General features: G+C 71.1%; 4 protein-coding genes and 1 pseudogene. 4 read left to right on the top strand and 1 reads right to left on the bottom strand.

Annotation, left to right across the window (positions count from 1 at the left end):
* The 4 genes and pseudogenes from G3N64_RS34950 to asnB all read left to right on the top strand — a co-directional run.
* A pseudogene (locus tag G3N64_RS34950) lies at positions 1–264 on the top strand (hypothetical protein); the annotation flags it as partial.
* Entirely contained in the window at positions 258–1067 is an 810-nt protein-coding gene (gene sctT / locus G3N64_RS34945) for a type III secretion system export apparatus subunit SctT (protein WP_205788227.1), read from the top strand. The pseudogene G3N64_RS34950 and the gene sctT, both read left to right, overlap by 7 nt.
* Positions 1068–1083: 16 nt before the next feature.
* On the top strand, positions 1084–2115 hold the full coding sequence (locus G3N64_RS34940; protein WP_205788226.1) for an EscU/YscU/HrcU family type III secretion system export apparatus switch protein: 1032 nt from the start codon (positions 1084–1086) through the stop codon (positions 2113–2115).
* Between the two features lie 272 nt (positions 2116–2387).
* A complete protein-coding gene (gene asnB, locus G3N64_RS34935) occupies positions 2388–4355 on the top strand; it encodes an asparagine synthase (glutamine-hydrolyzing) (protein WP_205788225.1) in 1968 nt (655 codons plus the stop codon).
* Between the two features lie 56 nt (positions 4356–4411).
* On the opposite strand, the gene G3N64_RS34930 is transcribed toward asnB, so the two are convergent.
* Positions 4412–13834, bottom strand: a complete 9423-nt coding sequence (locus G3N64_RS34930; RefSeq protein WP_241021359.1) for an LWXIA domain-containing protein — start codon at positions 13832–13834, stop codon at positions 4412–4414.
* Positions 13835–13959 lie beyond the last annotated feature (125 nt).

The following is a 13959-nucleotide window of genomic DNA, read 5'->3' as shown; positions in this document are numbered from 1 at the left end:
GCCGACGAAGTTGCGGACGGCTACGCGGTGCGGCGCTTCGCGACGGCCGGCGCATGGGCGGCCGTGGCCGACGGCGCTTCGAGCCACGGGGCGGCGCCGTCCGAAGCGGCCGCGGCATTCGATGTGGAGATGACCGCGCCGCCGGCCGATGCGCACGCCGGTGCGGCAGATCCGGACGACGCGGCTGCTTCCGCCGCCGAGGGTGACGACACCCGCGATCCCCACGACATCGCATCGCCCGCCGTCGCGGAGCGCCGATGCTAGACCCGGCTGCGGGCTTCAACGACGTCGCGGGCCTGCTGCGGCCGCTGCTCTACGTGATGCCGCGCCTGTTGCCGATCATGTTCGTCGTGCCGGTATTCAACGAGCAGATCATCACCGGCCTCGTGCGCAACGGGATCGCGGTCGTGATCGCCGCGTTCGTCGCGCCGGCGATCGACGCCGCGCAGGTGGCCGCGCTGCCGTTCCTGATGTGGTGCCTGCTCGTCGCGAAGGAGGCGGTGGTCGGCATGCTGCTCGCGGGCGCGTTCAGCGCGGTGCTGTTCGCGATCCAGGGCGTCGGCTACCTGATCGACTTTCAGACCGGCAGCGGCAGCGCCGCGTTCTTCGATCCGATGGGCGGGCACGAGGGCGGCCCGACGTCGGGATTCCTCAATTTCGTCGCGATCGCGCTGTTCGTCACCGCGGGCGGGCTGCAGGTGCTCGTGCAGCTGTTCGCGCAGTCGTACGCATGGTGGCCGATCGGCTCGCTCGGCCCGGATTTTTCATCGATGCTGCAGACCTTCGTCGTGCGACAGACCGACACGATCTTCGAATGGATGGTGAAGCTCGCCGCACCGGTGACGATCGTGCTGGTGCTCGTCGAGCTCGGCATCGGCCTCGTCGGGCGCGCGGTGCCGCAGCTCAACATCTTCGTGTTCTCGCAGCCGCTGAAGAGCGCGCTCGCGGTGCTGATGATGGTGCTGTTCCTGCCGGTGGTGTATGCGTCGCTGCATGCGCTGCTGAGCCCCGACAGCGGGCTGATGGCGTTGCTGCGCGCGCTGTTCGCCGCGCACGGCGGCGCGTGAGCGCGACGGAGCCGCGATGGCCGAAAAGGACCAGAAGCCGACCGCGAAGCGCTTGCGCGAGGCCCGCGAGAAAGGCGATGTGCCGAAGAGCGCGGAGACGATTTCGTCGGCGTTCTTCGTCGGCGTGTGCGTCGCGCTCGCGGTGGGTATCGGCGCGCTGTTCGCGCGGCTGCAGGCGCTGTTCCGGCTCGTGTTCGATGCGGTCGGCGCAGCCGACCCGTCCGCGCGGATCGCGGTGCTGATCGACGGCGCCGCGCGCGACTGGGCGACGCTGTCCGCGCAGATCGTCGCGGCCGGGCTGCTGGCGGGCCTGCTCGCGGGCTTCGTGCAGGTCGGCGGCGTGATGGCGTGGAGCCGGCTCGTGCCGCAGCTGTCGCGGCTCAACCCGGCCGAGGGGATGAAGAACCTGTGGTCGCTGCGCAACCTCGTCAATCTCGCGAAGATGCTGCTGAAGACGGCGCTGCTCGTCGCGACGCTCGGCTGGCTGATCGTCGAGTCGCTCGACCCGTCCGTGCAGTCCGGCTTCACGCGGCCGATCTCGATCCTCGCGCTGATCGTGAAGCTGCTGATGCTGCTGTTCGGCTGGGCCGCGCTGATCTACATCGTGATGGCACTGATCGACATCGTGCACCAACGGCACGAATTCAATCAGAAGATGAAAATGTCGATCGACGAAGTGCGGCGCGAGCACAAGGAAGACGAAGGCGATCCGCACATCGAATCGAAGCGCCGGCAGCTCGCGCGCGAAGCGCAGTTCGCGTCGCTGGCCGACCGGATCGGCTATGCATCGGTGGTCGTCTATTCGCCGCGCGTCGCGGTCGCGCTGTATTACGGCGGGATCGGCACGCTGCCGTGGGTGCTCGCGCGCGGCGAGGGCGACGCGGCCGAGCGGATCGTGCGTGCCGCGCGCGATGCGCTGCGCCCGACGCTCGCGAACGTCGGGCTTGCGCAGGCGCTGTACGAGACGACGCCCGAGAACGGCACGATCCAGCCGCAGCATTTCCGCGAGGTTGCGCTGTTGCTGAAATGGGCGACCGGGGCGGGCTGATGCGGGCGGCGGCACACCGTTTCGGCATGCCGCCCCTATTTCCGTTCCGCGCACGCGAGCGTCCATCCATCCATTCAAATCCGATATGGCCCCTTGATGAGGTCATGCGCGCGTGGTGCTTGACGATAATTTTTTCTTGCGCGAGCGGACGTTCACCAGTGAATTATTGCTGATTTATTTCTTCGTAATATGGCTCGACCGTCACGCCGGACGGCGGGCCGCGAGGTTGCGCCGTGCGTGACGGAACTGGTCAACAGGGGCGGACAAATCAAATGTGCGGAATCGACGGCTTTCTGAATAGCGTCGCCTTCGATGAGGAGACAGCGCGCGGCACGCTCGCGCGCATGACGGCAAGCCTCGCGCATCGCGGGCCGGACGGGCAGGGGCTCTGGGTCGACCCGGAAGCCGGCATCGCGCTCGGCCACCGGCGGCTCGCGATCGTCGACCTGTCGGTGCACGGCCGACAGCCGATGGCATCCGCGTGCGGCCGTTACGTCATGGTCTTCAACGGCGAAATCTACAACCATCGCGAACTGCGCGCGGAGCTCGAGCGCGCGGGTCGCGCACCGGCGTGGCGCGGCCACTCCGACAGCGAGGTGCTGATCGCGGCGATCGTCGCGTGGGGTGTCGAGGCGACATTGCGGCGCGCGACCGGCATGTTCGCGTTCGCGCTGTGGAACCGCGCGTCGCGGGTGCTGACGCTCGCGCGCGACCGGATCGGCGAGAAGCCGCTCTATTACGGCCGGATTGGCGACGCGCTGGTATTCGCGTCCGAGCTCAAGGCGCTGCGCGGCTATCCGGGCTTCGACGGCGACATCGACCGCGACGCGCTGTGCCTGTACCTGCGCCAGTCGAGCGTGCCCGCGCCTTATACGATCTATCGCGGCATCCACAAGCTGCCGCCGGGCACCTACATCCAGTTCGAGCATGCGCGCGATACGCCGCGCATTCGCGCGTACTGGACGCTCGAACAGGCCATCGAGGATGGCCGCGCGCGGCCGTTCGAAGGCAGCGCCGACGAAGCCGTCGACCAGCTCGACACGATCCTGCGCCAGGCGGTTGCGCGGCAGATGGAAGCGGACGTGCCGCTCGGCGCATTCCTGTCGGGCGGCGTCGATTCGTCGGCGATCGTCGCGCTGATGCAGGCGCAATCGGCGGCGCCGGTCGACACGTTCACGATCGGCTTCCATGAAGCCGGCTACGACGAAGCCGGTTACGCGAAGGCGGTCGCGCGCCATCTCGGCACGCGTCATACCGAACTCTACGTGACGGCCGACCATGCGCTCGGCGTCGTGCCGAAGCTGCCGTCGATCTATGACGAGCCGTTTTCCGATGCATCGCAGATTCCGACCTTCCTCGTGTCGGAACTGACGCGCCGGCACGTGAAGGTGAGCCTGTCCGGCGACGGCGGCGACGAGCTGTTCGGCGGCTATACGCGCTACTTCCTGACGCCGCGCCTGTGGCGCAAGCTGCATCGCGTGCCGGCGGCGGTGCGTGCACGGATCGCCGCCGCGCTGCATGCGTTGCGGCCCGATCACGCCGACCAGCTCGCGGCCGTCGCGCAGGGCGCGTGGGGCGGCGTGGAGGCGCGCGAATCCGCGGCGCGCATCGGCGACCGCCTGCACAAGCTCGGCCACGTGATGACGGCCGAGAGCCGCATCGGGCTGTACCGGCTGCTGATGTCGTCGGTGCATCATCCGGAGCGCATCGCGCTGTCGGGGCACGAGCCGCCGACGCCGCTCGACACGGTGTCCGCATGGCCCGAGCACCTGAGCTTCGCCGAGCAGGCGATGGCGATCGATACGCTCACCTACCTGCCGACCGACATCCTCGCGAAGGTCGATCGCGCGGCGATGGCCGTGAGCCTCGAAACGCGCATGCCGTTCCTCGACCATCACGTCGTCGAATTCGCGTGGCGCGTGCCCGCGGCGGTGCGCTTGCCGGAAGGGCAGTCGAAGGCGCTGCTGCGCCGGCTGCTCGACCGGTACGTGCCGTCCGCGCTGATCGACCGGCCGAAGCAGGGCTTCTGCGCGCCCGTCGACCACTGGCTGCGCGGCGCGCTGCGCGACTGGGCCGAGGCGCTGCTGCGGCCGTCGCGGCTGCGCGAAGAGGGCTTCTTCGACGCGTCCGCGGTCGAACGCCTGTGGCGTCAGCACCAGAGCGGCCGGATGAACTGGCAGCACCAGTTGTGGGCGGTGCTGATGTTCCAGGCGTGGCTGGAGGCGCAGCGCGCGGGATGATGCGGCGCGCTGCCGGTGGCCGGACCGGCCGGGATCGCCGGCCTGCCGGTTGACGCTCAGCCGACGTTCAGCGGCAACCCGATCTGCAGGTGCCCGGGATCCGCCGCGGCCGTCGGATTGAGCTGCAGGATCTCGCGGAACGCGGCAAGGTCCTGCTGGCCGACCGACATCTTCTGCTGGTCGCCGCGCGGCACGTGAGCGGCGTCGAGCAGCGATTGACGGTGGCGATCCGCGATTACCCACAGCGAGTCGCCGTCGACGACGATATAGGGCTGCGGGGACGGCGAAGGCTGCGCGCTCGACGGCGACGGCGATGGCGTGGCGCTGGCCGGCGGCGACGCCGGTGTGGTCGGCGAGGCGCTCGGCGATGCAGTTGGCGAGGCACTCGGCGACGCGCCGGGCGCGAGATTCGACTGCGACGACTTCGGCTGATTCGACGATCCGGACCCCGAACCGAAGAACGTCGTCCACAAGCTCTCGATCAGCTTGTACGCGAACGCACCGACCGGGATCAGCACGACGGCCGTCGGGATTTTCTTGATCAGCGGCGTCGCGTTCGGGAAATGCGTGTTCAGGCGCCCGCCGAGCAGCAGGGCGGTCGATACGCCGGTCGCGATCGCGAGATCGTAATGGCCGCCGCTCCACTGCACGCCGGTGCCGAGGCCGCCGTACGCGACAGCCATGAAGTCGCTCGCCGAATCGGTGAAGCGTACGATGCGGCTGCGCTTGTCGGCATTCACGCGGTGCGCGCCGATCGTGTAGACGAGCCCCGCATAGGTGGCGCCGAACGCGCCGCTCGCGATCGCGGCCGAGCCGTACGCGAGATCGAACGCGCCGTGCGCGTGCACGACGCCGCTGATGCCGACCGCGAGCGTGGCGGTCGACGTGATCGCGGCGCCGGCGCGGCCCGCGATCCCGAACAGGTGACGCGGGTTGCCGGTATGGAGCTGCTGCAGCGACGTGCCGCCGACGGTGCCCTGCATCTGCGCGAGCACGTCCGCGGCGAGTGCCTTGATGTGCGTGGTCGCATCGTCGAAGCTCATCAGCCCGACCCGATTCAGCTCGACGTACTGCGCGGCCAGCGTGCGCGCTTCGTTCGATACCTGCTCGAGCTGGGCGCGCCGGTTCTGGCCATAGTCGTGCGCGCCCGACCGCAGTTGCCGCGACAGCGTCACTTCGAGCCGCGTGAGCACCGCCTGCGCGGCCTTCGGGTCGCCGGCCTGCAGGCTGCGCACCGCCCCCTGGTGCATCACCTGGAACACGCGGCCCAGACGCGAGCCGAGCAGGAACGACGACGTCGCGCTGCCCAGCATGTCCTGCCGAAGCAGATGCGTCGCGCCGAGCGTATCGGCGATCACGAGCGCGCCCGCACCGGTGACGAGCGAGCTGAAGCCGATCGACTTCCACAGCTCCGCCTTGCGGAACGACGGCCGGTGCACGCGCAGCGCGTTGATCTGCGCGAGCGCCTGCATTTCCTCGATCACCTTCGCCTGTTTCGGGTTCGCCGCGATCTGCCGGCCGACGCTGATCGGCTTCGACGGGTCGTTCCTCAGCGCTTCGCGCTCGACCACCGATTGCCAGTAGGCGCGGCTGCCGGCAAGCGGACCCGCGGGATCGGCGGTCGACACGACGGTGCCGCGCGCGCTCGCCCGGGCGCCGGCGTCGGCGAGCCAGCGTTCGCCGAAGCGGCGGGCGCGCTTTTCGGTGCGCGTGGCGGGCGGGTGATTCGCCGCTGTCCACTGCGTCATCGCGTGGTCGATGGTTGCCTTGCGCGCCTGATTGACGAGCGCGGTCGTGTTGCGTTCGTACAGCTCGCTGCGCAGCGTCGCGAGCGCATCGTCCGACAGGCCTTTCGACTTGCCGATACGCGAGATCTCCGCGAACAGCACCTGCTGCTGGTTGGCGAATGCCTCGGGGCTCACCGGTTCGAACACGCGCGTGAGCGCATCGGCGCCGTGCAGCCGCGCAAACTTGCCGTCATGGTCGGTCTGGTAATAGTCGACGATCCGTTCCGCCAGCGCGCGCGTCAGATCCTGGTTCGCGATGAAGTCGGCGCCGTGCGTGCCGTACGAGAGCCCGACATGCAGCCAGTCGATCGCCTTGCGGTCGAGCAGCGCATCGAGCAGCTCGACGTGGCCGGCGCCCGGAACGGGTTCGAGCACGGCGTCCCAACCGTGGAAGCTCAGCATCACGTTCGGCGCGGGCTCGCCGGCGTGATCGTGCGACCACGTCTCGAACGACGTCATGAGCCGCGCGTACTCGGCGTAGCTGTCGTTCGTGCCGGCGATCGTGCGGCGGTCCTCCGCGGACACGAGCGGGCGGCCCGACGCCGCTTCGAGACGAAGCTGGAAGCCGTAGCGCGACGACGCGGTGAGCCATTGGTGCAGATGCGCGACGTCGTCGAGTTCGAGCGTGCGCGTGGTGCCGTCCGGCGCCTCGCGCGTGATCGTGGCGTCGGCCTCGTTGTAGCGCGCGCCGATCGGGGAGCCGAACTGGCGCGCGCGCCGGATGAACGCCGGATCGTGCTTGCCGCCGCGCGCGGCGGCAAGCGTGTGCGGATCGACCGGAATCGACACGACGGGCATCGCGCCGCCGTATTGCTCGATCTGGCGCACCGCGAGCGCGGGATCGTCGCGCAGGTTGAACGCGCGCGCCATCGGCGCGACGCGGTCCTGGATCTCGGCCGGTGCGCGCACGAACGCCTGGATCACGCGCTTGTCGATCATGCGCGCCGCGCTGTGACGCGTTGCATACGCCTGCATCCACTTCACGAACCGGTTGTGATCGCCGGCGGGATCGGCGACCGGCCCGCGCGACGGCATGCTCGACACCTCGCGCGCGAGACCGACGCGGTTGCCGAGCGCCTGCCACATCGGCGCGTCGGCCAGGATCGTCTGCGGTTCGTCGTTCAGCGCGAGGCCGCCGGCATCGGGCTGGCGCTTGCGCGCGGCGACCGCCTTCACGCGCTCGACCGTCGGGAACCATTCGGACACCTTCGCGGCGCCGTAGCGCATCACCCATTCCGCGACCGTGCTCGAACTCAGGCTCGGCTGGTACGGACGCAGTGTCAGCGGCTTGGCTGCGGGTGTTTTGGGCGCCTTCGGCGTGGCCGGCGTATTGGCGGCGCGGTTCGCCGCACGGCGGCCGTGCAGCCTGCCGCCCTTGCCGCGTATCGCATTGCGCATCCGGCCGGCGGGGCCGGTGGCCGCGCCGCCGGCAGCGGGCTGCGCGGCCTGCCGCGCGGTTTGCTGGGCGGCGGCGAGGTCGGCCTGCGCCGCTTTCACGCGATCGATCTGGCCGGCGATCTGCGTGCGGATCCAGCGCGTCGCGAGGTCGAACTTCTGCGGCAGCGCGTCGAAATACGATTTTTCGTCGAGCAATTGCGCGAGGCGTTGCGCGAGCGCGGCCTTCTGCGTGGCGGTCGCGCGCGGGTCGAACGCTTCGGGCTTGAGCGTCGACAGCAGGAAGTGCTGGTTCGCGCCGAACGGGCCCCGGCCGAGCGGCATCTCGTCGAGCGGGCGGCCCGCATCCGGTTGGTTGCGAAGTTGCTCGGCGTCGTCGTACCAGCGTGCGTTGCCGTCGTGGATCGCGATGATGCCGCGACGTGTATGCAGCGATTCGGCGACCGGGTGGTCGGTCTCGTACACGTACACGTAGTGATCGCCGGGGATGGCCTTCAGCTCCAGCGCGCGCATCAGGTGCAGCGTGTTCGCGCCGCTGAAGTCGACCGCGAGCTGCTCGCTGTCGGGTACGAGCTTCGGCGGCAGGAACGGGCTGCCGGCGCCCTCGATCTCGGCGATCTTGCGGCGCACGCCGGGATCGGCTTTTGCGAGGCCGCGCTGCACGCGCGTGCCGAGTTTCTGCGCGGGCGCCTTTTCGTCGCCGAGCGCCTTGCGCATTTCCGCCGGCGCGAAGCCGCCGTAGCGCTCGACCGTGTCGTGCGCGACGTCCGTCACGACGAACCGCACGCCGCGCCGGCCGCCGGACAGGTCGCGCGCGCGCCGGCGGAACGCGGCGCCCAGCTCGCGCGGCGCGATCGTCGCGTCGCCGAGCGACGTCGACTCGCGATAGGTCCAGTCGTGCGCGGCGTCGCGCGTCGCGTAGCCGAGCACCTTGCCGGTCTTCCTGTCGATCGCGTAAAGCGTCGCGCCGTCGCCGGCTGCCTTCGCGGCCTGCTTCGGCCGGCGAAAGCGCGGTGCATCGCCGAGCGACTTCAACGTCGTGACGACGTTCGCGTCGGGCGCGGCCGCCGCCTGCTCGGCTTCCCATGCGCGGCCGTCGCTGCGCGCCGTGATGCGCGCGGCGCCGCCGTACTCGCGCAGTTCCGCGAGCGGAACGGGCGACACGTAGAAATCGACGTCCGCGCGCTCCGCGGTGCCGTTGTCCTTCAGCGCGCGATAGACCTCGTCCCGAATCGGCACGGCCGGATCGGCGGAGGCCTTGTCGACGAACGTGCCGTTCTCGTCGGTGCGCAGGCTCGCGACGAACTTCGGCTGCGGATGGCTTGCATCGACCGCATCGGCCGGCCGTTGTTCGTGCTCGGCGATCAGCACGTGCGCATGCGTGCCGAACGCGTCCTTCATCTGCGCGAGCGACGCGAGCTGCGAACCGTCGATGCGGATCAGGTCGCGCTTGCCGTGCGACGCGAGATGATCGAGCGCATGCTGCCGGCTCGCGGCGTCCGGCGCCGCAGCGGGGACCGGCGCGTTCGACGCCGGCTGCGGCGCGGGCGCCGGCATCTCGCGCGGCATGCCGCTTGCATGCATCGCGTCGGCCTGGCTCGCGTAGTAGGCGCGATAGGTCGCGTGGCCCGGCACGGACGGTGCGACGTCGCCGAATGCGGCCGCGAGCCGGCGCAGCCCGGCTTCGTCGCCGGGCATCACGCGGTCGGCCTCGCGCGCGATCGCGTCGGGCAGGCGTGCGTCCTTCGCGATGTCGACGCCGGCGTCGTCGAGGATCTCGCGGCGCACCGCGAACGCGTTCGCCTGCGCGCGCGCTTCGGCCATCAGCGCACTGTCGGTCAGCGCCTCCGGGGACGAGCGATCGAGCCCGAGCCGGCGCGTGATCGTCTCGACCGCATGCTGCGCTTCGTGCGCGAGCGTGTAGACGAGCGTGCCGGTGCCGTAGAACTGCCCGTCGAGCACGATCCGCTGCTTCGCGGTATCGATCCGGCTGCCGCGTCCGGCGCGGCCGACCACGACTTTCCAGCCGGCCTCGTCCGCAAGCGCGAGCTGCTGGCGCAACCGGTTCGAGCGGTCGACCAGCGCATGCGCCGCCTTCGGCAGCGGCGCGCCGCCGAAGCGCATCCGGATCCGCGTGATGACGGACGGCTTCTGCACGAACGCGTCGGGCGGCAGGTGTTCGGTGATGCCCGGATGCGCGAGCTCGATCGCGCCGCGCGCGATGCCGTCCTCGAGCATCACGCGCAGCGTGCCGATCTCGCGGACGATCCCTTCGACGTTCAGCTTCGGCGCATCGGCCATGACCGTCGACGGGTCGCTCAGATAGAAGTCGCCGCGTGCGTCGAACACGCCTTCGAAGTCGTAGTAGAGGCGGTGCTGCGCGGTGACGTCGCGTGCGCGGTCGAGCTGCGCGAATGCGTCGCGCGCGACCCGCGGCGGCAGCACGCCGGCCATCACGTCGTGGCTGCTGAGCGACGCGAACGGCGCGTACATCACGGCCACGCGATCGAACGCCGCGAACGGGCCGCCGACCGTGAGCGTGCGCAGCCCGTGGGCGCGCAGCGCCGCAAGTCCTTCCTGCTCGAGCCGGATCGACTCGATGTGGCCGAGGATCGCGCGATTGTCCGTGCCCTGGTAGAGGCCGAGCGCGTTGCGCTGGCCCAGTTCGAACACGGTCTTCTCGATGCCGGCGCCGGTTGCCGCGCCGGTGAAGCGCTCGACCGGCAAGCGCGCGCCCGGGTCGCCGCTCGCGTGGACGCCGTTGCCGTCGACGTCGAGCGGGCCCAGGTCCGGACGCTGGTGCGGCGCCGGATCGTAGCGCAGCCACGCGTTCGTGTGGCCGAGCCGCGCTTCGGCGCCGAAGCCGACCGCGATCGTCGGCGGTGCGTAGACGGGGCGCTGCCAGATGTTCGCGAGCCATGCCGCGGCGTCGCGACCGTTGCGCGCCGACAGGATGACGGACGAGCCGGGCAGGCCGAGCACCGAGCGGTGCGCGAGCGTGACCTCGACCGGCGTGTACGGCTTGCCGTCCGGATCGACGAGGCGGCCTTGCGCGTCGGTGACGCCATGCACGATCACGATGCCGCCGTCGCGATCGTAGGACAGCGGGCCCGAGCGGTCGAGCGTCAGCGCGTCGACGCCGGCCGCCGCCTTGCCGTCGAACGGCGATGCCTTCACGGGCCGTGCGCGCGACCATGCCGTTTCGTCGGCAAGCGTGGCGGCCGTGTCGCGCGCGGGCGCCGGCATCGTGACGCCGGCGCGCTGCGCGGCCTGCGCCTGGCGTCGATACAGTTCGCCGTAGGTCACGCCGCCGTCGAGCGACGTCGGTGCGTGCTCGAACGCGTCGGCGAGGCGCGCGATCGACGCGGCGTCGCCGGCCCGCGCGCGGCCGTATTCGTTCGCGATCGCGTCGGGCAGCGCGACGCGGCTGCCGATATCGATGCCGAGGTTCGCGCGGATCTCGTCACGGACCGCAAAGGCATTGACTTGCGCGCGCGCTTCCGCGAGCAGCGCGGTGCGCACGTAGCGCTGCGTCGATCCATAGTCGAGCCCCAACGTGCCGGTCGCGGCCTCGACCGCATGGCGTGCTTCGTGCGCGAGGACGTAGACCATCGAGCCCGCCGACTGCAGGCCGCCGTCGATCGTGACGCGCCGCCGCCGCGTATCGATCTTGCTGCCGCTGCCCGGCTTGCCGCGCACGACCTTCCAGCCGGCCTCGCCGCCGAGCCGGAGTTGTTGCGACAGCCGGCTCGATGCGTCGATCAGCCGGTACGCTTCCTTCGGCAGCGGTGCGCCGCCGAAGCGCATCCGCACGCGCGTGATGACCGACGGCTTCTGCACGAACGCGTCGGGCGCCGGCGTTTCGGCGAGCCGCGGATGCGCGAGTTCGATGTTGCCGCGCTCGAGGCTCTGCGTCAGCGCGCGCTCGATCACCGCGAGCCGCTGCAGCGCGGTGAAGTGCTCGCCCGCGCCCATGCCGATCGGGCCCGGGTCGCTCAGCAGGAAATCGCCGTCGCGCGTGAACATGCCTTGCAGGTCGAAGCCGATGCCCGTGCTTTCGACGACTTCGCGAATCTGCCGGATGTGCTCGAGCGCCGCGCGCGACACCACGCGCGGCAGCGCGCCCGTCTCGAAGCCGAAGCTGTGGAACACGCCGAGCGGCCGGTACAGCACCGCGACGCGGTTCAGTGCGGAGAACGGGCCGTTCATCGTCACGGTCTTCAGCCCGTAGGAGGCGAGATCGTCGAGCGCGATGCTTTCGTCGATTGCCGCTTCGATCTGGCGGCCTTCCGACGTATGCGGGCCGGTATCGTAGACCGCGAGCGCGGCATCGTGGCCGAGCGCGAACACGGTCTTCTCGCCGCCCGAGCCGAGCAGTTCGCCGACGTGGCGCTCGACGTCGATCCGCGCGGCCGGGTTGCCTTCGACGTGCACGCCTTCGGCATCGGCCGCCAGCGGGCCGAGGTCGTGCGGTGCCGCGGGCGCCGGGTCGTAGCGGCGGAACACGCCGGTGTCGAGCAGCGCAGCGCGCTCGCCCACCGCGTGCGCGGGCGGTGCATACACCGGGCGCTGCCACAGGTTCGCGAGTTGCGCGGCGGCGGCATCGCCGCCGTGCTTCGCGGACAGCACGATCGAATAGCCGTCCTGCATCAGGAACGCCGGCGCCTGGTCGAGCGCGTATTCGTGTACGCCGGCTGGCCGGCCGCCGGCGAGCAGCGTGCCGTCCGGCAGCGTGTCGGCGTGCAGCATCAGCACGCCTTCGTCCTGCAGCATCGTGAAGTGGCGGCTGCGGGCGGCCTGCAGGTCGGCCACGGCAGGCACCGGCCCGTCGCCGAACGGCGACGCGTATTCGGCATGCGCGCGGCTCCATGCGACCCGGTCGTCGAAGCTGCGCACGCCTCGCGGCGCGTCGCCGGTCTCGCGCGTCTGCGGCGCCGGCATCCGGCGCGGGATACCGCCGCGGCGCTTCTGGCGCGACCACACGTCGTCGTAGAAGTCGCGGTAGGTCTCGCCGTCGCGGCCCGACACCGGCGAATCGGCGAAGGCGTCGACGAGGCGTCCGACCGTGCCCGCGTAGTCGTGTGATGGCGCGCGCCATGCGGCGCCTTCGCGCTCGATCGCATCGGGCAGGCGCACGTGCGCGGCGATGTCGCCGCCGCCCGCGAGCTGGATCTCGTAGCGCGCCTCGAACGCGTTGATCTGCGCGCGCGCCTCGGCTTCGAGCGCCTTGCGCGTGAAGCGGCTGCGGTTGCCGTAGTCGAGGTTCAGCACGCCGGCCATCGCCTCGACGGCATGCCGCGCCTCGTGCGCGAGCGTGTACGTGATGCTGCCCGGATGCTGAAGGGCGCCGTCGATCGTCACGCGGCGCTTGCGCGGATCGATGCGGCTGCCGCCGCCGCGCTTGCCGAGCGTCACGCGCCAGCCGGCGTCCTGCAGCATGCGCAACTGCGTCGCGAGCGTGCCGGACTGCATCGCGAGCGCCTGCGCGGCCTCGGGCAGCGCCGCACCGCCGAAGCGCATCTGCATCCGCGTGATCCAGCCGGGATGCGATGCCCCGTGGTCGGGCGGTGCGGTTTCCGTCGTTTCGGGGTGCGCGGCGGCGCGGCCGACGTCGTCGTTTGCCGCGGCGCGACGCGCGCCGCCCGCCGGCGCGCGCGCGGCCTTGCCGTCCGCGACGCCGGGCGCGCGCGGGCCGCGATCGGCGGCCGTCGCGTCGCGCTCTGCTGCGCGCTCGGGCGCGCCCGGGCGGTCGGGCTTGACGAGCACGAGCACGCGGTTCGGCGCACTGAACACGCCATCGAGGGCATTGACCGGCTCGGAAGGTGCAGCCGGACGCGGCATCGCCGGTTCGTTCGGGCCGCGCTTGCCGGCCAGTACGATCACCGTGTCGTCGCCGGCGGTGCGCGGCGCCGACGGTGACGCTTCGTCGGGCGCGACGCCGGCCGGCAGGCCGGTTTCGTTCGCCGCGGCCGTTTCCGGTGCGGGATCGAAGCGCAGCACGCGCGCGTCCGCGTGCAGTTGGCCGTCCGCGTTGAACGCGTCGGGCGCGGCCGCATAGACGGGCTTCTGCCAGCGGTTCGCGAGTTCGGCCGCCAGCGCCGCGTCGTGCTCGCCGGCAACGACGATCACCGGTTCCTCGAGATCCTGCGGGCGCGGCGCGGACGGCCGCGCACCGGGCGCGTCGGGCGTCGCGCCGCTGCGCACGACGTAGACCGTGCGATCGCCGACTTCCATCGGCTCGGCACTCGGCCCGCGCGGCACCGCGATGCCGGCCGGGTCGGACGTCGCCGTTCGCATGGCGCTCGCATCGTCCGCCAGGTCGATGACCTTCGCGTTGACGCGCGGCGGCGCGCCGTCCGGCTCCGCACGCGTGCCGGGGCCGGTCGCGTCGTCGGTCTCGAGAGGGCGCCAGCGCATCGATA

It is taken from the genome of Burkholderia sp. Ac-20344 (genome assembly GCF_017104975.1).
In the GTDB taxonomy this organism is placed as follows: domain Bacteria; phylum Pseudomonadota; class Gammaproteobacteria; order Burkholderiales; family Burkholderiaceae; genus Burkholderia.
The sequence above is the reverse complement of the archived record's forward strand: the minus strand, read 5'-3'. Positions and strand labels throughout refer to the sequence as shown.